Here is a 19,551-nt window from a genome sequence, read left to right as displayed (position 1 = left end):
CTACTTGCTCCGTCCGATCAGTTGCAGGAACTCCATGCGGGTGGTGTTCGAGTCGCGGAAGGCGCCGAGCATCACCGAGGTGTTCATGGTCGAATTCTGTTTTTCCACGCCGCGCATCATCATGCACATGTGCTGCGCCTCGATCACCACCGCGACACCGGCGGCGCTGGTCACCTGCTGGATGGCGTCGGCGATTTCCCGGGTCAGGTTCTCCTGGATCTGCAGGCGCCGGGCGAACATGTCGACGATCCGCGCGATCTTCGACAGCCCCAGCACCTTGCCGGTCGGGATATAGGCGACATGGGCCTTGCCGATGAAGGGCAGCAGGTGATGTTCGCACAACGAGTACAACTCGATGTCCTTGACGATCACCATCTCGTCGTTGTCCGAGGCGAACAGCGCGCCGTTGACCACCCCCGCGAGGTCCTCGGCATAGCCGTGACACAGGTATTGCATGGCCTTGGCTGCCCGTTTCGGGGTATCCAGGAGACCCTCGCGATCGGGGTCTTCGCCAAGACCCAGGAGGATCTCGCGGTAATGCTCGGGCAGCGTTGCGCTCATTGCAATGTTTCCTCGCCGGAAGGCTTACTTGAGGTGCCGGCCGCCGTTGACGGTCAAGGTTGTGCCGGTGACGTAGGGGTTGTCCAGCAGATAGCGCAGGCTCTGGTAGACCACCTCGGCGCCGGGCTCGATACCCAGGGCCGATTTGGCCAGGGTCTTGGCGCGGTACGCCGCGTCGTCGTCGGGGTTGAACATCAGCAGTGCCGGGGCGATGCCGTTGACCTTGATCCGCGGTGCGTATCGGGCGGCGAAGGACAGTGTCAGGCTGTCCAGCCCGGCCTTGCTGGCGCAATAGGCGATATGATTGCTGCTGCCCTTGCGCGTCACGTCGTCGCTGATATGCACGATATCGGCGAGTGGCGATTGTTGCAGCAGTTCGGCGCAATGCAGGTTGATCAGGTACGGCGCCAGCATATGGACGTTGAACAGGCGGGTAAACGCCTCGGCTTCGGCGCCCGGTGTTTCGGTGAGCCAGGCCGAGGCATTGTGCACGATCGCCCGCAGGCTGTCGGTGTGCTGTTTCAGGCTGTCGATAAAGGCCAGGATGCCGGCTTCGCTGGCGAAGTCGGCGAACAGCGTGATCGCCCCCTGTTCGCGCAACGCCTGCAGGCCGGGCCGTTCGCTGCGGTAGCTGACGATCACCGGGCAACCGTCCGCCAACAGCCGTTCTGCACAGTGCAGGCCGACGCGCTGGCTGGCGCCAGTGATCAGGATCGGGGCGGGGGACGATGGCATCGGGGGCTCGCGGCAAGCAGTGAAGAGGTGTCGATTGACGTTGAAGTCAAACTATACCAGCGACACGCCTTCTACAACCCTGCGGCGAACCCGCGCGGGGCCCGCCCGCGGCGCTAGCGGCCCCGGGTCGGTGCCGCCTCCGGCAACGTCCTGGCCGGTGTCGCGTGCAGCCAGCCCGCCAGCAGGTGGGTCGACAGCGGGATGAAGAAATAGACCATCAACGGCGTCAGCATCATCGTGCTGAGCAGGATCCGTGGCACCAGTTCCAGTTCGGCCAGCAACGGGCCGAGGGCGAAGTTGAACAGCAGCGACACCGGAAAGAATGCCAGCCAGATCGCCACGCTCTGCTTCCAGCGGGGCGGGCGTTGGCCGACGCTGCCGAACCAGCCTTCAAGGCCACTGACCCGGTGCTCGGAGGGGCGGGCGAACAGATCGCTGCCGCGCTCCAGCCAGGCCTTGCGCGAGGCCGAGTGCTCCCAGGCATGCAGGGTGGCGGCATCGCTGAAACGGAAGATCATCTGGAATTCGTTGTCGGTCGGAGGTGGGGCGAGGACACCGGAACCCAGGTAGCCGGGGAAGTCGGTAGCCAGTTGTTCGCCTTCCTGGAGCCAGGCGAGCATATCCTGATAACGGCCGTCGGCGACGCGACGTGCCACCATCATGGTGACGGGTGAGGTAGACATTATGTATCTCCGCAAGACAAGCAGGCTGCCCGGGTAGGGCAGACGCGAAACGCAGCACCGGGGTGGTGGGCTGCGTCTGAAAAACAGGCAAGAATTATTCCCGGTTCAGGGAAAACCGTCAGAGACGTCGACCACATTGTTCCATGTTTGAAGAAAGTGAGTCGATGTAGGCTAGAATATCTACAAAATTTTACACATTGATGTGGAAAATATGGCCGTCATCACCGAACTTGCACCCCTATCGCTGCCATTACCGGCCTTGAAGCAGGAAGAGCTGTTTCCCATCCGCGAGGTGTCCCGCCTGACCGGTGTGAACCCGGTCACCCTGCGGGCCTGGGAGCGACGCTACGGTCTCATTCAACCGACACGCACCGAAAGCGGGCATCGGCTCTACGCCATGAGCGATATCGAGACCGTGCGCAGCATTCTCGGCTGGATCGAGCGTGGGGTGGCGGTCAGCAAGGTCGGCAAGATCCTGGCGAAAACCGCGGCGACCCGAGCCCCGGCGACCGACACCCTGCTGCCGCTGCCCGTGGATGACTGGCGCCACTGCCAGGTGCAACTGGGCAGCGCGATCAGTGCCTTCGACGAGCTGGCGCTTGAGCGTGTATACGGGCAGATTTTTTCCAGCTACCCGCTGACGGTGGTCTTCCAGAATATCCTGATGCCGCTCTGGCAGGACCTGCGCACCCAGCGCGGTGCCTTTGGCCAGGCCAGCGAATGGCTGTTCCTCGACGGTTTCCTGCGCGGCCGGGTGCTGCAGCGCCTGCAATCGGCCAGGGGCGCGGCGTCGGAGCGGATTATCCTCGCCGCCTTGCCTGGGGATTGTCGCGAGCTGGAGCTGCTGGTGGCCGGCTTGCTGCTCGGCAACGGCGAATGCCCGGTCAGCGTGCTGGCCATCGGACAACCTTTCGATGAGTTGCCACTGATCTGTGAAAAGGTCAGGCCGCGGGTGCTGGTACTGTATTCCAACCGCTCGCCGGCCTCGGACCTGCCGCGCCGGCTGAATCGGCTGGCGCTCGCGGTGGAGTGTCCGGTGATGCTCGCCGGCGATGTCGCCGACCTGTTGCAGGACTCCCTGGAAGGCACCAGCATCGGCTGCCTGGGACATGACGGCCAGCGCATGCGCCAGCGCCTGCAGCAACTGCTGGCAGGCAAGCTGGATACCTGAAGGCCTTCGGGGTCAGACGTGAAAGTGCGGATGAGCCAGGCGATGCTGCTGCAGGATGTACTGGCGTAACCGTTCGGTTTCCCCCAGGTCGCTCTGACTCAGCCGGTAGGCATACAGGCCTTGCTCTGTTTCCCGTTCGAAGCGCCCGCGCAATGCAATGCGTTCATAGCCCGAGGGGCTGAACCACTGGGCGAACTGCCTGGGGGGCTTGATGCCGTTGCGACTCTCCACCAGCACCCCCTTGAACGACACCTCGCGTACCGCCAGGCCGCCGGGCTGGCCCCGGGAATTTTCCAGGGCCACCGGCTCGTCCAGGGTCAGGCGCCAGGGGCGGACCATCGGCCCGTCTTCATAGATGCTCGGGACTCCCAGGCGCAGGTGCTGGGCATGGAACTCGTCTTCCACCAGGTGCAGCGGGAAGGTCATTTTCTGATTGTCGAAGTGCGCCTGGATCGTCACCTGTTCATGGGCCGCCAGGCGCGTCAGCAGGTCGCGGATCTGCGACACCCCATTGACCAGCAGGCTCGACGAGGCGTCGCGCTTGTTGAGTTGCGGGTTGTGTTGCATGGTCCGTATGAAATCCAGCTCGTCCTGAGTCAGAAGGGCGTCGCGGTGCATGATCGAGCTCGAAAGGTGGGAAATGCGCATAAAAAAGTGGTGGATGCCTGTTCAGACAACGGATTCCCCTATTGGTTGTCGCCATTGGTCGCCTTGAGCGCTTCGAGCTCGGCCCTGACCTCGGCCAGTTGCGCTTCCAGCTGGGCCACCCGCTGCTGGGCCTTGACCTGGATCGTCACATCTTTCTGGACCCCGACAAAATAGGTCAGCTGGTCGCTTTCGTTGAACACCGGGGAGATCGACAGTTCGTTCCAGAAGTGCGTGCCGTCCTTGCGGTAGTTGCGCAGGATCTGGCGGCAGGGCGTGCGGCTGCGCACCGCCTCGCGGATCAGCTCCAGGTTCGGCTGGTCGCGGTCGCCGGACTGCAGGAAGCGGCAATCCTGGTAGAGAATTTCTTCGTTGCTGTAGCCGGTCAGGCGTTCGAACGCCGGATTGGCGTAGATCAGGATATTGTCCTCACCTTCCTGTTCGGCGACGACGATGCCGTCGTTGGAAGCATCGATTACCAGTTGCAGCAGTTTCGGGTTGATCATTGTGGCGCTGACCCGCAGTCCATTGGCGATCAGAGGAGTGTAAGAGAATGTTCCGGATGGTCAATGCCGCGTAGTGCATCCAGATGGATTTTCAGTGGGAATGTTTCTCACCTGTTAATATCCTACGCTTTTACTCTGCTCCAGGATCAGATTGATGAAAGTCGCCATCCTTTCCGGCTCGGTCTACGGCACGGCCGAAGAAGTCGCCCGTCACGCCCAGCGGGTTCTCGAAAAAGCCGGCTTCGAGGCCTGGCACAACCCCCGCGCCACCCTGGCCGATATCCAGGCGTTCGCCCCGCAGGCCTTCCTGGTGGTGACCGCCACCACCGGCATGGGCGAGTTGCCGGACAATGTCCAGCCGCTCTATTCGGCCATTCGCGACCAGTTGCCGGCGGCCTGGCGTGGCCTGCCCGGCGCGGTGATCGCCCTGGGCGATTCGTGTTATGGCGACACCTTCTGTGGCGGTGGCGAGCAGTTCCGCGAGTTGTTCGCCGAACTCGGCGTGCATGAGGTCCAGGAAATGCTGCGCCTGGACGCCAGCGAAACGGTCACCCCGGAAACCGATGCCGAGCCTTGGCTGGCCGGGTTCATCAGCGTATTGCGGGGCTGACCGGGCGTTCGCGCAACAGCGCCAGCCAGGCCTTGGCGGCTTGCGACAGGTAGGCGTCACGCCGCCAGATAAACGCGATATCCCAGCGCAGGTCGGCGGGTGAGCTCAAGGTCAGGCGCACCACGCCGGGCCTGACCAGCGAACGGGCGACCACGCTGGGCATCAGCGCCACGCCTTGCCCGGCGGCCACCAGCGCGGCGAGAAAATCCGCCTGGCCGCTGCGTCCGCTTTCCTTTGGCGTGAAACCCAGCCGTTCGCAGGCCTGGATCAACCGATGGTTGAGCACGAAACTGCGCTGATAGAGCAGGAACGGCGTGTCGGCCAGTTGTTCCAGGCGAATCGAACCTTCCTCGGCCAGCGGATGATCGATCGCCAGCAGCACATCCAGCGGTTCGTCACAGAACGGCTGGTAGTCGAACGCCGGGTTGTTCGGCTTGAGGCCGCCGCCCAGTTCGAGTTCGCCACTGAGGATCGCCGGCTCGATGCTCAGGCTGCCGCCCTCGAACAAGTGGATATTGATGTTCGGATACCGCCGCCGGTATTCGGCAAACAACCCGGCGAACAGGGTATCGCCGCCCAGTTGCGGCAGGCCGAGGCGCAGTTCTCCCCGTGCCAGCTGGCTCAGGTCGTCCAGTTCATGCAGCAGTCCGCTGCGCAACCGCAGCATCTCCTCGGCCCGTTGCAGCACCACGCTGCCGGCGGCGGTCGGGCGCACCTGCGCGCCCTGGCGATCCAGCAGCACCACGCCAAGGCTGTGCTCCAGTTGCGCGACCTGCTTGCTCACCGCCGACTGGCTGACGTGCAAGGTCCTGGCTGCCTGGGTGAAGCCGCCCTGGTGAACCACCTCGACAAAACTGCGCAGCTGTTTGAATTCCATTCGCCAATTCCAATATGGAATGAGCTTCAGTCTAACAATTCGCTTTTGAGATGGCAGGGGCAACTCTAAAATTGTCTCACTGAGGCCCCGAAGACCATGAATCGATCCCTGTTGAAAAAAAACGGCCGTCTGCTCGCCGAACTGTCAGTGCTGGTCGGCCTTTACCTGCTGGGCGGACAACTGGCGGCCTGGGCCGGGTGGCCGATCCCCGGTGGCGTGATTGGCCTGGGGATACTGTTGCTGGCGTTCGCCGCGGGCTGGATCAAGCCGGCTGCCCTGCAACTGGGCGCTGGCTGGCTGCTGGCGGAAATGCTGCTGTTCTTCATTCCGGCGCTGATGAGCCTGCTGGACTACGGCGCGATGCTGCGCGAGAGCGGCTGGCGGATCCTCCTGGTGATCCTGTGCAGCACCTTGCTGGTGATGCTGGCGACGGCGCTGACCGTCGAACTGGTGTGCCGCTGGAGCGACCGCCGTGAAGCCTGAGTGGATGTCGCTGTTCTGGCTGGCGCTGACCCTGGCGGCCTACGGCCTGAGTCGCTGGAGTTACCGACGCACCGGGCGCTACCTGTTGTCGCCGCTGATCCTGGTGCCGATCATCCTGCTGGCGGTCGCCGTCCCGCTGCACACCGCCTACGCCGAGTATTCGCGCGATACCCACTGGTTGATCCTGGTGCTGGGGCCCGCCACCGTAGCGTTTGCGGTGCCGATCTGGCAGCAGCGCCGATTGCTTGCCCGGCACTGGCCGGCCCTGCTGCTGGGTATGCTCGCGGGCAGCGTGGCGTCCATCGCCAGTTCCTACGGGCTGGCCCGGGCCCTGTCCCTGGACAGTGACCTGACCCTGTCGCTGGTGCCCCGTTCGATCACCACCCCCTTCGCCATGCCGCTGGCCCGGGACCTGGGCGGCGTGCCGGAATTGACGGCGGTGTTCGTGCTGGTGACCGGTGTCTGTGGTGCCATGATCGGCAGCGTGCTGCTCAAGTGGCTGCCACTGCGCAGCAGCCTGGCGCGGGGGGCTTTGTTCGGTGTCGGGGCGCATGGCGCCGGGGTCAGCCGGGCCCGCGAAGTGGGCGGCGAAGAAGGCACGGTCGCGGGGCTGGTGATGGTCCTGACCGGCCTGCTGAACCTGTTTGCCGCGCCCTTGCTGGAGGCGGTGATCTGATACGCAGTTGAACTGTCTTGTACAGAATGCGCCACTGACCCGCAGGGTCATCAAGCTGGCTGGCAATGCAACTCCGTCGCGGCGACGGGCTGACTAGACTGTTTGGCAACCGAGCAGAATAAAAAACAGAACAATGCCGAGGTCAGTACCGTGAGCGTAGCCCCTGTTGCAGCCCCAGCGAATCTCAAGGATCAGGTCAGTGCCGCCGAGTGGCAGACCCGCGTCGATCTGGCAGCCTGTTATCGCCTGGTGGCGATGCATGGCTGGGATGACCTGATCTTCACCCATATCTCGGCCAAGGTGCCGGGCACCGAAGACTTCCTGATCAATCCCTACGGGTTGATGTTCCACGAGATCACCGCGTCGAGCCTGGTGAAGGTCGACCAGGCCGGCAACAAGCTGATGGACAGTCCCTACGAGATCAACCCGGCCGGCTACACCATCCACAGCGCCATCCATGAAGTCCGCCATGACGTCACCTGTGTGCTGCATACCCACACCGCCGCGGGCGTGGCGGTTTCGGCCCAGCAGCAGGGCGTCCTGCCCATCAGCCAGCAGTCGCTGTTCGTCCTGTCGAGCCTGGCCTACCACGCCTATGAGGGCGTGGCCCTGAACCACGAGGAAAAGGCCCGTCTGCAGGCCGACCTGGGACCGAACAACTTCCTCATGCTGCACAACCACGGCCTGTTGACCTGCGGTGCGAGCATCGCCGATACCTTCCTGATGATGTTCACCTTCCAGCGCGCCTGCGATATCCAGGTCCTGGCGCAAAATGGCGGGGCGCAGTTGATCGCCATCGAGCCGCAGATCCTCGCCGGGGCGAAGGCGATGATTGCCGGGGTGACCCGCAGCGCCCAGGGCATGGGCGGCGCCCTGGCCTGGCCGGCCCTGTTGCGCAAGCTCGACCAGCAAGACCCCGGGTTCAGACTCTGATGCCACTGGCCGAGATTCCCCTGTGCGTCTGGCGCAAACGCGGGCAGGACTTCGTGTTTCGCGGCCATTGCATCCGCTACTGGGCGGCGGGGCAGGGCGAGCCGCTGTTGCTGATCCATGGCTTTCCCACGGCCAGCTGGGACTGGCATTACCTGTGGAAGCCCCTGTCGCAGCGCTATCGGCTGATCGCCTGCGACATGCTCGGTTTCGGCGATTCGGCCAAACCGCTGGATCACGACTACAGCCTCCTGGAACAGGCCGACCTGCAGCAGGCGCTGCTTGCCCACCTGGGGATCGACCAGCCGGTGCACCTGCTGGCCCATGACTATGGCGACAGCGTCGCCCAGGAACTCCTGGCCCGGCATTACGAAGCGCGGATCGACATTGCCAGCTGCGTTTTCCTCAATGGCGGGCTGTTCCCGGAAACCCATCGTCCGGTGCTGGCGCAGAAACTGCTGCTCAGTCCGCTGGGCTGGTTGCTGGGGCGTGCCTTCAGCCGCGATGCGCTGGTCAAGAGTTTCAGCCGGATCTTCGGCCCGAAGACGCGTCCCAGCGAAAGTGCGCTGGATGATTTCTGGAGCCTGGTGGAAAGCAACCAGGGCCCGCGGATCCTGCACAAGTTGATCGGCTACATTCCCGAGCGGCGGGCGCGGCGCGAGCGCTGGGTCAGCGCCATGCAGCGTGGCGCAGTGCCGTTGCGGGTGATCGACGGGGCCTTCGATCCGATCTCCGGGGCGCATATGGTCGAGCGTTACCGCCAACTGATTCCCGACCCGGACACCGTGCTGCTGGCGGGTATCGGCCATTATCCGCAGACCGAGGCACCGGTGCAGGTGCTCAAGCATTACCTGGCGTTCCGGCAGCAATCGGTGTCGCTGCCACCGCGCCAGGCCTGTTCCTGACACCTGCGGGTGACGGACGGACTATCCCTCTGCCTTATCGCGCACCATTCAGCCCCAGCCGTATTTATTGTGACCCGCTGCCCCGTGTCCGACACTCAAGGTCTATTCCCATCGCCCCCGGCTGGAGACCTGTATGAGTGAGTCTGTGCGCTTCGAAGATAAAGTGGTGATCGTCACCGGTGCCGGCGGCGGCCTGGGCCGTGCCCATGCACTGCTGTTCGCCCGCCATGGCGCACGGGTGGTGGTCAACGACCTCGGCGGCTCGGCCCATGGCGAGGGCGCCAACGCTTCGGCGGCGGATCGCGTGGTGGCCGAGATTCGCGAAGCCGGCGGCACCGCGGTGGCCAACCATGACTCGGTGACCGATGGCGACAAGATCGTGCAGAACGCCCTGGATGCCTTCGGTCGTGTCGATGTGGTGGTGAACAACGCCGGTATCCTGCGGGACAAGACCTTCCTCAAGATGGACGACGCCGACTGGGACCTGGTCTACCGGGTGCATGTCGAAGGTGCCTACAAGGTCACCCACGCCGCCTGGCCGCACCTGCGGGAGCAGAATTACGGACGGGTGATCTTCACCGCCTCGACCTCGGGTATCTATGGCAACTTCGGCCAGTCCAACTACGGCATGGCCAAGCTCGGGCTCTATGGCCTGACCCGCACCCTGGCCATCGAAGGGCGCAAGAACAATATCCTGGTCAACGCCATCGCCCCCACGGGCGGCACGCGCATGACCGAAGGCCTGATTCCGCCGCAGGTGTTCGAACTGCTCAAGCCCGAGCTGATCAGCCCGCTGGTGGTGTTCCTCGGCAGTGAACAATGCCAGGAAACTTCCGGTCTGTTCGAAGTCGGTGGCGGCTGGATCGGCAAGACCCGCTGGGAACGCAGCCTGGGCGCCGGGTTCGACCCGCACAACGGTTTCGCGGTGGAGGATGTCGCGGCGAACTGGGAAAAGATCTGCAACTTCGAAGGCGCCGTGCATCCGCAGGATACCCCCGAGGCGCTGCGGCAAATGATGGCGAATCTGCAAAAATATACGGCCTGAACCTTCCTCCGGTTCCGAGAGGGTGATCGTGAAAAAGGGAGGCGCGTTGGAAGTGGTCGTCTGAAGCAGGAGACGGCCTACGATTAAGTCGGATAGGTAAGGAATGTACAACTAGGGTGTGAATTGATTCCGTTTCTGGTGCGAGCTGCATAACGCAGCCGCGTGCATCGAGCGATGCACCACTGAAAACGAAATGGAGTACTCACCTATGTTTGTTAAATACTTGCCACTGGTTATTGCTGTTGCCCTGGTGCCACAGACAGGAGCCGCCTCTGCGCAAAAGTCGCCTCTGACAGAGGCGACGTTCCCCAATTGCCTGATCAATCAGGGAACCATCCATCAAGGGATTGTCATGCCGGGGGAGACGATGGTGGTTCATGGTCCTTATACCTCGACCTGTGATGACCGATTTCATGACATCCGGATTCGGACACTGGGTGGAGCGTTGACCTATATACGTATCGAAAAACTTACTGGTAGTGATTGGTTTTTGGTGCGTGAGGGGCCTTCGGATATACAGGAAAAATTAGGTGTTGGGACCTTTCGGGTGGTTATTGATAATCAGCTGGGAGAGACGGCTATACGCTATAAAGGAACATTCTCCGTACCACTGTAGGTAAAGCGACCCGCCTCCTCTTTGTATGGAGGCGGGTTGTTGATGATTAGACTGTTATATCTATCAGGTTGTTGTTTTTTTGGATTTTTGAATACTCTTGAAGCCCCTTCAATACGGTTAGTATGAATTCTTGCTTGGGGATCATATCTTTGGCGACGGCGTAGCCACCGTTTACCATTTCGGTGACTGCGCTAAGCTGCTTTTTTGTCTCAGTCACGGCATCGAGTTTTGTATCGCGATTTATTTGAGTTCCCTGTGCATTGTATTGTGAGCCTATTGCTCCGAGCAGAATGACTCCAGTCATATCTAGCAATCCAGTCTGGTACAGTGCTAACCCTATAGCGTGAAGTTCTCTGTTTGACGTGCTATTTCCATTGAAGTCGCTCAGGTCAAGCTTCAGCTCCTTGAGCTTTTCGGTGATGGGGATATCCGTATCTGCCCAAAATTGCCTAAGTCGGGCGCTGGCATCTTCTTCTTCCCTCGTATACCCGCTTGAAGTCTTGAATTCATTCCTGACGTGATGCACATAGGGCGCGACCCGACTCATCACCCTGTTGACGTAGTCAAGCATAGTGACTCTCCTGAATGATTTATGACGAGAGTCCTATCGGGAAGGGAAGACAAATCTTTATGGAGCCTGGAGGGCTAAATGCCGTGAGATCGGGAAAAGAGAGTTTGGCTACAGTGGTTCATGAATTATTCCTACTTGTTTGCAGGAATTGAATTGCGCGACCATAAAAAAAGCCGCTGCAAACGCAGCGGCCAAGGGAAGACGTTTGATCAAGGAGCTACAAATCAACGTCAGTGAACAGCGCGATGATGACCCGCCAACCCTGGGGCGGATATCGAAAAACGTTCAGCCGCGACGGCCAGGACAACCCTCAGTGCAGAGCCGGTGACTCGATGCCGGAACCAGTCTCGAAGTTTCAACCCTTCAAGCCATTCCTTCTGAAAGCCAGGTAAGAATAAGCAATTGTGGCTGTCTGAAAAAGCGCGCTTCGTGACAATCACTGTTGCATTCGCAGTAACAGTCGCTGGCGGTTGCCCCGAGGTCGGTCCGTGTGCCGACGACCTTCATCCATCCCCGCTATGGCCTGCCATCCAGCGTTTCGATGGTGCCCTGCAAGCCCGTGCCGGTGCGGGCATTCATCCTTTGGAGGTACAACGCGAATACCTCCTTGGTGCGCTTATCGCTCCCGCTGGCGGTGGGTAGGGTGAAGGCTTCTGTCACTCACCGGGGAAGACGCATGACAAAAACAACAATGCGCGCCATCTTCACGCCGCAGGCGCTGGCTATCGCCGTGGCCCTGGGCGCCAGCGCCCAGGCCAACGCGGTTTCGTTCAACATCGGCGAGATCGAAGGGAAGTTCGACTCTTCCCTGTCGGTCGGCGCGAGCTGGGGCATGCGCGATGCCGACAAGAAACTGGTAGGGGTTACCAACGGCGGTACCGGGCAGGCCTCCACCGGTGATGACGGGCGCTTGAACTTCAAGAAGGGCGATACCTTCTCGAAGATCTTCAAGGGCATCCACGACCTGGAACTGAAATACGGCGATACCGGTGTGTTTGTCCGTGGCAAGTACTGGTATGACTTCGAACTGGCCGACGGCGACCGCGAGTTCAAGGATCTCAGCGACCATCATCGCGACGAAGGGGCACGCTCTTCCGGCGCGCAACTGCTCGACGCCTTTGTCTACCACAACTACTCCATCGCCGACCTGCCGGGTACCGTGCGCCTGGGCAAGCAGGTGGTTAGCTGGGGCGAAAGCACCTTTATCGGCAACTCCATCAACAGCATCAACCCCATCGACGTCTCGGCCTTCCGCCGGCCCGGCGCCGAGATCAAGGAAGGTCTGATCCCGGTCAATATGTTCTTCGCTTCCCAGAGCCTCACCGACGCGCTGACGGTCGAGGGCTTCTACCAGTTGAACTGGGAAAACACCGTGGTGGACAACTGCGGGACCTTCTTCGGCAACGATGTGGTGCAACACGGGTGCAACAACAACTACACCGTCGGCAGCCCGGCCATCGCGCCGTTGCAGCCACTGGCGGCAGCCTTTGGGCAGGGCTTCGAGGTCACTCCAGAGGGCGTTGTGGTACAGCGCAGCAACGACCGCGAGGCTCGCGATGGCGGTCAATGGGGCATGGCCTTGCGTTGGCTGGGCAGTGACACCGAATACGGCCTGTACTTCATGAACTACCACAGCCGGACGCCGACTGTGGGCACCACCACCGCAGGCCAGAGCACCATCAATTCACTGGGCAGCATCCTGCCGTTGGCGCCGGCTGCCGTCCGCAGCGGCCTGGCGCAAAGCATCATGCTGGGACGTGGTCAGTACTACCTCGAATACCCGGAAGATATCCGTCTCTACGGCGCCAGCTTCTCCACCACGCTGCCGACCGGCACCGCCTGGAGTGGCGAGATCAGCTATCGTCCCAACGCCCCGGTGCAACTCAACACCACCGACCTGACCCTGGCGCTGGTCAATCCGATTGCCGGCGGCACCGCCTCGCCGATCAGAACCACGGCCGGCTCCGACAACACCGGCTATCGCCGCAAGGAAATCACCCAGGCGCAAACCACCCTCACGCAGTTCTTCGACCAGGTCATGGGCGCCGATCGCCTGACCCTGGTGGGCGAGGCCGGGATCACCTACGTCGGTGGCCTGGAGTCCAAGGACAAACTGCGCTACGGGCGTGACTCGGTCTACGGTGCCTACGGCTTCCAGGGCGATACCGGCGGCTTTGTCACTGCCACCTCCTGGGGCTATCGCGCCCGGGCGATCCTCGACTACAGCAACGTGTTCGCCGGGGTCAACCTCAAGCCCAACCTGTCCTGGTCCCATGACGTCAAGGGCTACGGTCCCAACGGCATTTTCAACGAAGGCGCCAAGGCAGTGAGCATCGGTGTCGATGCCGACTACCGCAACACCTACACCGCGAGCCTCAGCTACACCGACTTTTTCGGTGGCCGCTACAACACCCTGACCGACCGTGACTTCCTCGCGCTCAGCGTCGGCGCGAACTTCTGATCAAGGCTGAAAAGGACTACTTTATGCGTAAGATGATCCTGCAATGCGGCGCCCTGGCCCTGAGTCTGTTGGCGGCCAACGTGATGGCGGCGGTTTCCCCGGAGGAAGCGGCCAAGCTCGGCACCACCCTGACCCCGATCGGCGCGGAAAAGGCCGGCAATGCCGATGGCTCGATCCCGGCCTATACCGGCGGCATCCCGAAAAATGCCGGCGCGGTGGACAGCAAGGGCTTCCTCGCCGACCCGTTCGCCAATGAAAAACCGTTGTTCGTCATCACCGCGGCCACCGCCGACCAGTACAAGGCCAAGCTCTCGGATGGCCAGCTGGCGATGTTCAAGCGTTATCCGGAGACCTACAAGATCCCGGTCTACCCGACCCACCGCACCGTGGCCCTGCCGCAAGCGGTGCTGGACTCGGCCAAGCGCAGCGCCCTCAACGTCACCACGATCAACGATGGCAACGGCCTGGCGAACTTCACCGGCAACCGCTACTACGCCTTCCCGATTCCGAAGAACGGCGTGGAAGTGCTGTGGAACCATATCACCCGTTATCACGGTGGCAACCTGCGACGCACCATCACCCAGGCGACGCCGCAGACCAACGGCTCCTTCACCCCGATCACCTTCGAGGAAGAAGCCGCGGTGCCGTCGGAAGTGCCCGACCTGGCACCGGACAAGGGTTCCAACGTGCTGACCTTCTTCAAGCAGGAAGTCACCGCGCCAGCGCGCCTGGCGGGCAACGTGCTGCTGGTGCACGAAACCCTCGACCAGGTGAAGGAGCCGCGCCTGGCCTGGGTCTACAACGCCGGCCAGCGCCGCGTGCGCCGTGCCCCGCAAGTCGCCTATGACGGTCCGGGTACGGCCGCCGACGGCCTGCGCACCTCGGACAACTTCGACATGTTCTCCGGCGCGCCGGACCGCTACGACTGGAAACTGATCGGCAAGAAGGAGATGTACATCCCCTACAACAGCTACAAGCTGGACTCGCCGACCCTCAAGTACACCGACGTGATCAAGGCCGGCCACATCAACCAGGACCTGACCCGCTACGAGCTGCACCGGGTCTGGGAAATCGAGGGCACGGTCAAGCCGAGCGAACGGCACATCTATGCCAAACGCCATATGTACATCGACGAAGACAGCTGGCAGGTCGCGCTGGTGGATCACTACGACGGTCGCGGCCAACTGTGGCGGGTCGCCGAAGGCCATGCGCAGTTCTACTACGATCACCAGGTGCCGGCCTACACCGTGGAAACGCTGTACGACCTGATCGCCGGGCGCTACATCGCCCTGGGCATGAAGAACGAAGAGAAACACAGCTTCCAGTTCGGCTTTGTCGGCAAGGCGGCGGACTACACGCCGGCGGCGCTGCGGGCGAGCGGGGTTCGCTAGGCAACGCTTTTTCCCACTGTAGGAGCTGGCTTGCCAGCGAAGGGGCCATCAGCGGCGCTGCAAGTCTCGAGGGCCTCTTCGTGGGCAAGCCCACTCCCACAGTGCTCTGTGTCGCACCCAAGAATCAGCAGCGCCCCTGGACCTGAGTCGGCTTGCCGTGGCCGTCTCTCAGAGCGCCGAGGCGGGGAAGTATTTTTTCACCAGCGCCGCGAGGCGCGCAGCCGTTTCGATATCCATCCTGCCGTCATGGTTGTCGGCCCTGAAGTGCAATTGAAAGGCGCGGATCAGTTGCCACAAGCCCTGCTCCGAGGTCGCTTTCGAGGTGTCGTAGCCATAGGCCTTGAACTGCGCCAGCAAGGTGGCCGGCTGCGGCAGGCCCTGTTCGGTGAAACGGCTGAGATAACTGTCCCTGGTGGTTTCGTCGTACCAGGCGCCGATGCCTGCCTGATACAGCTGCTGCCAGGGAAAGGCCGCGCCCGGATCGCTCTTGCGGCCCACGGCGATATCGCTGTGGCCGACCACATTGACCGGGCTGATGGCGGGGTAGCGCGCCAGGATGTTCAGCGCCAGTTGCTTGACCGCCTCGATCTGCGGCTCGGGGTAGGGCGGGAAGGTGAACTGTCCATTGTCGTCGGTCGCCAGGTTGACGATCTCGATGCCAATGGAGCTGTCGTTGAGATTGATCCGGTTGCCCCAGCTACTGGTTCCCGCGTGCCAGGCCCGGTCATTCTCATTGACCAGGTTGAAGATGTTCTGGGTGTTGAAGCCCGCCGCGATATAGGACGCATCGGCCGGGTCCGGGACGAGGTAGTGGGCGCTGACATGGGGGCCGGTCAGGCTGTCGATCGAAGCCTGGAAGTTGCCCGCCGTGTAATGCATCACGAGAAAGCGGACCCGACTGTCAAAACTCCTGGTTGCGCGGTAGGTGGTGTATTTGATGATGTTCATGAGACGAACTCTTTAAGCGTGGAACAAGACAGTAAGGCTTGTGGACTGCGCTGTTTTTAAGAGCTTTCCTCGTGCGGCGTAGGGTGTTTTTGAAATGCCCTTGCGATCCCTCGGGGCGACCCGGCGCGCCGGGCGCGACCGGTCGGTCAGTTTCCTTATGGCCGCCAATCAGTGTGCTGAATACTCATTCAACAAAGCGGCCCATGAGGACTAGGGTGGCGGTATAAAACCAAGAAAAGGCCGCCGCAATGACCGCCATGACCCCGCGTCTGGATCGTCCCGGGTTCTTGCCTCGTTTATCTTCCCGCCATCTGCCGCGCCCACGCCTGAGCACACCCTTGATCGAGTCGTCGGCACGGGTGCGCCTGCTCTGTGCTCCCGCCGGCAGCGGCAAGAGCGCCCTGCTCGCCGAATGCCTGTTGCAGGCTGCGCCCAACTGCGGCGTGTGCTGGCTGCCACTGGCCGGCGCCAGCCTGAGCAGCGAGGCCTTCTGTTGCGCCCTGGCCGAGGCGCTGGGGCTGGACGATACGCGGGATGAAGCGAGCCTGTTGGCCCGGCTGGCCCGCTGGACCCTGCCGACCTGGATCTTTCTCGACGACTACTGCCGCTTGCCCAACCCGGCCCTGGACCAGTTGCTCGATCGCCTGCTGGCGGTCAGCAGCCCGGTCCTGAGCTGGTGGCTGGGCGGGCGGCGACGGCCCCATTGCAACTGGCCCCGGCTGTTGCTGGAAGGCGAACTCTACGAGGTCGACGGCCCGAGCCTGGCTTTCGAGCGCGGCGAGATCGAACGCCTGGTGGTCAATCCGACAGTCCAGGTGTCGGCCCAGTGCATCGACCGGATCGGCCAGTACACCGCCGGCTGGTGCGCGGGTGTGCGGGTCGCCCTGCTGGAGGCACCGGCGTGGATCGCCAACGATCCCGAGGTCGGCTCGCGACGTTCGGCGACGCTGCTCGATTACCTGCAACACGAACTGTTCGATGCCCTGGCGCCCGAGCTGGCCGAAGCCTGGCGCGTACTGGCGCATCTGCCGCGTTTCAATGCCGATCTCTGCGAGCATCTGTTCGGTGCCGGAGAGGGCGCCCAGTGGATGCGCACCCTGCAGGAGCTGGGCTGTTTCATCGAACCCTGGGAGGACTCCACGGAATGGCTGCGGGTGTTCGCGCCGCTGACCTTGCTGCTGCGCGACGAGCCCTGGCCGGCCGGGCGTTCCTGGCATCGCCGCGCCTGCCAGTGGTTCAGTGCCCGGGGCGATTGGCAGGCGGCGGTGGAGCAGGCCCTGGCCGCCGAAGAGTTCGAGGTCGCGGCCAGCCTGCTGCACAACTTCACCTTCGACTATCTGTTCCAGGGCCAGAACGTCGCGCTGCTGTTGTGCCTGCACGAGCAACAGCCGGACGAGCTGATGTTCGGCACACCGCATCTGCTCGGCCTGATCACCACGGCGTTGCTGTTCGCCGGACGTTTCGACGAGGCGGCCCACAGCATCGAACAGATGGCCCGCTTCACCCCGCAACCGTCCGCCGCGGCCCAACGACAACTGCTGGCGCGCTGGCAGGCCCAGCAGGGCTGGTTGCTGCACTTGCAGGGGCAGGCGCGGTCGGCGCGCGAGCATTTTCTCGACGCCCTCCACGATCTGCCGGCGGCGGCGTGGCCGGCACGGCTGTTCTGCCTGTCGGGGCTGACCCAGCAGGCCCTGCTCAACGGCGAGCTGGAACAGGCCCAGGCGTTGAGCCGCGAGGCCCTGTGCCTGGCGCGCGCCCAGGGGTCGTTGCTGTTCGAGGCATTGCTGGAGCTGGATCACGCGCAGTTGCTGGAACAGCGTGGCGCCCTGCATCGCAGCGAAGCCCTGCTGGATAACGTGCAGGCCCTGTTGACGGCCAAGCGTTACCTGACCGGCCCGTTGCGCGGTCGGGTCGCGCTGCGCCAGGGCCGCATTGCCTTGCGCCAGGGTCGCGACCAGCAGGCCGCCGAGTATTTCCAGGCGGGACTCGACGAATGCCTGCGCAGTCAGGACAAGCGCGCCCTGTACGGTTTCCTCGGCCTGGCGCTGCTGGATGCCAACCACGGCGACTATGCCCAGGCCTTCGTCCGCCTGCGCGATGCCGAGCGACTGATGCAGCAGCGGCATATTCCGGATCTGGTGTACCGCGCGGTGCTGTTGATGATCAGCAGCCATCTATGGCTGCAACAGGGACGTCCCGAACTGGCGGACGAGGCCTTGACCCGGGTGCTGCGCCATTATCGCGGGCCGAACGCGGTGCAGGCGCCACCGGCCACCCTGGAGCTGATTCCACGGCTGGAATACCTGTTGATCCTGGCCCGGGTCTATCAGCGCAAGCCCTGTGCCGGGCTGGAGTCGCTGGCGCAGTTGTTGGCGCAGGCACAGCAGCGGGGCATGCAGGGGATCGAAACGGAAATCCGCCTGGCCCTGGCGGAAGTGGCTTTTCTGGAAGGTCGCAACGCCCTGGCCAAGACCCATCTCGGCGAGGGGCTGGCGCTGGTCGGCCGCTGCCATCTGCAGCAGGCCTTGCGTGAGCTGCGCCTGCGTCAGCCGGGGATCCTCTCGGCACTGGGCTTCGAGGAAGAACTGATCGCCACGGGGGACAATCCCCTCAGCCAGCGCGAGCTGGAAGTGCTCAAGCTGATCGCCCTGGGCAGTTCCAATCTGGAGATTGCCACCCAGTTGTTCATCTCGCTGCACACGGTGAAAACCCATGCCCGCCGGATCCACAGCAAGCTGGGGGTGGAGCGCCGAACCCAGGCGGTGGCGAAGGCCAAGGCGCTGGGCCTGATGGGGTAATCCCGGGGCCGGTCAGCCCTGTGGCTGATAGCCCATCCGCCAACTGACGGCTTCGCTCGCCGCCAGCAGGCGCTTGGCCGCCGGGCCGTCCTCATCGGCGTGAAACAGCGAGGTCGGGCCGACCACGGTCAACACCGCCGCCACCTTGCCCACGGCGTTGAACACCGGTGCCGACAGCGCATCGACCCCCGGCATCAACAACCCGTGGACAAAATGCAGGCCGCGCCGGCGGATCTGTTCGCAGGTCATGGCATAGGTCGCGGTATCGGCCAGCGGGTGAGGGTGGCCGGCCCTGAGTTCGGCCTCGCGCAGATCGGCGGTCTCGCGATCCGGGAGAAAGGCATTGAACACCAGCCCGGTGGATGAACTGAGCAACGGCAGCACCGAGCCCAACTGCGTCACCACCGTCACCGAGCGCACTGCCGGCTCGATATGCACCACGGTCGCGCCGTGATTGCCCCAGACCGCCAGGAAGCAGCTTTCATTGAGGTCGTCGCGCAACTCCGCCAGGGGCAGCGCGGCCACTTGCAGCACGTCCATGCTGTTCAGCGCCGCCAGGCCGACCCGCAGCGCCTCGCGGCCGAGACCGTAGTGGTTGGTGGCCACGTTCTGTTCGGCGAAGCCACTGGCAATCAGCGCCTGCAGGTAGCGGTGGACCTTGCTCGCCGGCATCTGCACGTGCTCGGCCAGGCGCGACAGCGAGGTGCTGGGCGACAGTTCGGCCAGGGCCTTGAGGATGTCGGTGCCGACCTCGGCCGAGCGGACTTTCTGTTTACCGTTGCTGTCGCTGGTACTGCGCGGCTTTTCCATGGAGGCGATGTGATCCCGGGACGAATGGGCGTCTTTATAGCTTGACGGGCATCGTCAATCAAATTACGTTTTGCATAATCGAATTACGCAATACATAATTTCGCACCGATAAAAACAAACCGACCTTGC

At 62.8% G+C, this 19,551-nt stretch carries 20 protein-coding genes; 11 read left to right on the top strand and 9 right to left on the bottom strand.

All coding sequences use genetic code 11. From position 1 onward, the window contains the following. The 3 genes from folE to ACL9RJ_RS09895 all read right to left on the bottom strand — a co-directional run bounded on the left by folE (position 1) and on the right by ACL9RJ_RS09895 (position 1,979). Entirely contained in the window at positions 1-561 is a 561-nt protein-coding gene (gene folE, locus ACL9RJ_RS09905; protein WP_017126499.1) for a GTP cyclohydrolase I FolE, read from the bottom strand. Between the two features lie 24 nt (positions 562-585). Beyond that, positions 586-1,296: a dihydromonapterin reductase gene (gene folM, locus ACL9RJ_RS09900; RefSeq protein ID WP_017126498.1), complete on the bottom strand. Its 711-nt coding sequence runs from the start codon at positions 1,294-1,296 to the stop codon at positions 586-588. 113 nt (positions 1,297-1,409) lie between these two features. Continuing rightward, a complete protein-coding gene (locus ACL9RJ_RS09895) occupies positions 1,410-1,979 on the bottom strand; it encodes an antibiotic biosynthesis monooxygenase (RefSeq protein WP_042935427.1) in 570 nt (189 codons plus the stop codon). Positions 1,980-2,190: 211 nt separating this feature from the next. On the opposite strand from ACL9RJ_RS09895, the gene ACL9RJ_RS09890 reads away from it, so the two are divergent. Beyond that, positions 2,191-3,150, top strand: coding sequence for a MerR family transcriptional regulator (locus ACL9RJ_RS09890; protein ID WP_017126496.1), 960 nt, complete (start codon positions 2,191-2,193; stop codon positions 3,148-3,150). Positions 3,151-3,162: 12 nt separating this feature from the next. Here ACL9RJ_RS09890 and ACL9RJ_RS09885 read toward each other — a convergent pair whose 3' ends face one another. Continuing rightward, positions 3,163-3,768, bottom strand: a complete 606-nt coding sequence (locus ACL9RJ_RS09885) for a hypothetical protein (protein WP_177085526.1) — start codon at positions 3,766-3,768, stop codon at positions 3,163-3,165. A gap of 68 nt (positions 3,769-3,836) precedes the next feature. Continuing rightward, on the bottom strand, positions 3,837-4,301 hold the full coding sequence (locus ACL9RJ_RS09880; protein ID WP_177085528.1) for a PAS domain-containing protein: 465 nt from the start codon (positions 4,299-4,301) through the stop codon (positions 3,837-3,839). Between the two features lie 154 nt (positions 4,302-4,455). On the opposite strand from ACL9RJ_RS09880, the gene ACL9RJ_RS09875 reads away from it, so the two are divergent. Then, positions 4,456-4,911, top strand: coding sequence for a flavodoxin (locus ACL9RJ_RS09875; RefSeq protein ID WP_017126493.1), 456 nt, complete (start codon positions 4,456-4,458; stop codon positions 4,909-4,911). On the opposite strand, the gene ACL9RJ_RS09870 is transcribed toward ACL9RJ_RS09875, so the two are convergent. Beyond that, positions 4,892-5,788: a LysR family transcriptional regulator gene (locus tag ACL9RJ_RS09870; RefSeq protein ID WP_177119267.1), complete on the bottom strand. Its 897-nt coding sequence runs from the start codon at positions 5,786-5,788 to the stop codon at positions 4,892-4,894. The two genes, ACL9RJ_RS09875 and ACL9RJ_RS09870, sit on opposite strands and share 20 nt — an antisense overlap. Positions 5,789-5,884: 96 nt before the next feature. On the opposite strand from ACL9RJ_RS09870, the gene ACL9RJ_RS09865 reads away from it, so the two are divergent. From ACL9RJ_RS09865 to ACL9RJ_RS09840, 6 genes are all read left to right on the top strand, one after another. Then, the gene (locus tag ACL9RJ_RS09865) at positions 5,885-6,271 is read left to right on the top strand and encodes a CidA/LrgA family protein (RefSeq protein WP_212810585.1); all 387 of its coding nucleotides are present in this window, start codon (positions 5,885-5,887) and stop codon (positions 6,269-6,271) included. Further along, entirely contained in the window at positions 6,261-6,947 is a 687-nt protein-coding gene (locus tag ACL9RJ_RS09860; RefSeq protein WP_042935423.1) for an LrgB family protein, read from the top strand. The genes ACL9RJ_RS09865 and ACL9RJ_RS09860 overlap by 11 nt, the downstream gene beginning before the upstream one ends. Before the next feature lie 150 nt (positions 6,948-7,097). Continuing rightward, the gene (locus ACL9RJ_RS09855; protein WP_042935457.1) at positions 7,098-7,880 is read left to right on the top strand and encodes a class II aldolase/adducin family protein; all 783 of its coding nucleotides are present in this window, start codon (positions 7,098-7,100) and stop codon (positions 7,878-7,880) included. Further along, positions 7,880-8,782 (top strand): alpha/beta fold hydrolase, encoded by a 903-nt coding sequence (locus ACL9RJ_RS09850; protein ID WP_177119268.1) that lies wholly within the window; start codon positions 7,880-7,882, stop codon positions 8,780-8,782. The genes ACL9RJ_RS09855 and ACL9RJ_RS09850 overlap by 1 nt, the downstream gene beginning before the upstream one ends. A gap of 133 nt (positions 8,783-8,915) precedes the next feature. Next, the gene (locus ACL9RJ_RS09845; protein ID WP_017126487.1) at positions 8,916-9,827 is read left to right on the top strand and encodes an SDR family oxidoreductase; all 912 of its coding nucleotides are present in this window, start codon (positions 8,916-8,918) and stop codon (positions 9,825-9,827) included. Positions 9,828-10,035: 208 nt separating this feature from the next. Then, entirely contained in the window at positions 10,036-10,443 is a 408-nt protein-coding gene (locus ACL9RJ_RS09840) for a hypothetical protein (RefSeq protein ID WP_177109527.1), read from the top strand. Positions 10,444-10,489: 46 nt separating this feature from the next. On the opposite strand, the gene ACL9RJ_RS09835 is transcribed toward ACL9RJ_RS09840, so the two are convergent. Next, positions 10,490-11,014, bottom strand: coding sequence for a hypothetical protein (locus ACL9RJ_RS09835; protein ID WP_017126486.1), 525 nt, complete (start codon positions 11,012-11,014; stop codon positions 10,490-10,492). Positions 11,015-11,690: 676 nt separating this feature from the next. Between ACL9RJ_RS09835 and ACL9RJ_RS09830 the strand changes: the two genes are divergently transcribed. Together ACL9RJ_RS09830 and ACL9RJ_RS09825 are read left to right on the top strand one after the other, a co-directional pair. Further along, positions 11,691-13,475: a DUF1302 domain-containing protein gene (locus ACL9RJ_RS09830; protein ID WP_177119270.1), complete on the top strand. Its 1,785-nt coding sequence runs from the start codon at positions 11,691-11,693 to the stop codon at positions 13,473-13,475. A 23-nt stretch (positions 13,476-13,498) separates the two neighbouring features. Next, a complete protein-coding gene (locus ACL9RJ_RS09825) occupies positions 13,499-14,866 on the top strand; it encodes a DUF1329 domain-containing protein (RefSeq protein ID WP_017126483.1) in 1,368 nt (455 codons plus the stop codon). A gap of 168 nt (positions 14,867-15,034) precedes the next feature. Here the strand turns inward: ACL9RJ_RS09825 and ACL9RJ_RS09820 are convergent, their stop codons facing one another. Next, entirely contained in the window at positions 15,035-15,814 is a 780-nt protein-coding gene (locus ACL9RJ_RS09820; RefSeq protein ID WP_422765187.1) for an N-acetylmuramoyl-L-alanine amidase, read from the bottom strand. 248 nt (positions 15,815-16,062) lie between these two features. On the opposite strand from ACL9RJ_RS09820, the gene ACL9RJ_RS09815 reads away from it, so the two are divergent. Beyond that, positions 16,063-18,612 carry a LuxR C-terminal-related transcriptional regulator gene (locus ACL9RJ_RS09815; RefSeq protein ID WP_422765186.1) on the top strand — a complete coding sequence of 850 codons (2,550 nt, stop codon included), beginning with the start codon at positions 16,063-16,065 and terminating at the stop codon, positions 18,610-18,612. A 12-nt stretch (positions 18,613-18,624) separates the two neighbouring features. Here ACL9RJ_RS09815 and ACL9RJ_RS09810 read toward each other — a convergent pair whose 3' ends face one another. Beyond that, positions 18,625-19,422, bottom strand: a complete 798-nt coding sequence (locus tag ACL9RJ_RS09810; RefSeq protein WP_017126480.1) for an IclR family transcriptional regulator — start codon at positions 19,420-19,422, stop codon at positions 18,625-18,627. Positions 19,423-19,551 lie beyond the last annotated feature (129 nt).

The sequence above is a fragment of the Pseudomonas sp. Mn2068 genome (assembly GCF_049319725.1).
GTDB classification, from domain to species: domain Bacteria; phylum Pseudomonadota; class Gammaproteobacteria; order Pseudomonadales; family Pseudomonadaceae; genus Aquipseudomonas; species Aquipseudomonas gingeri.
The sequence above is the reverse complement of the archived record's forward strand: the minus strand, read 5'-3'. Positions and strand labels throughout refer to the sequence as shown.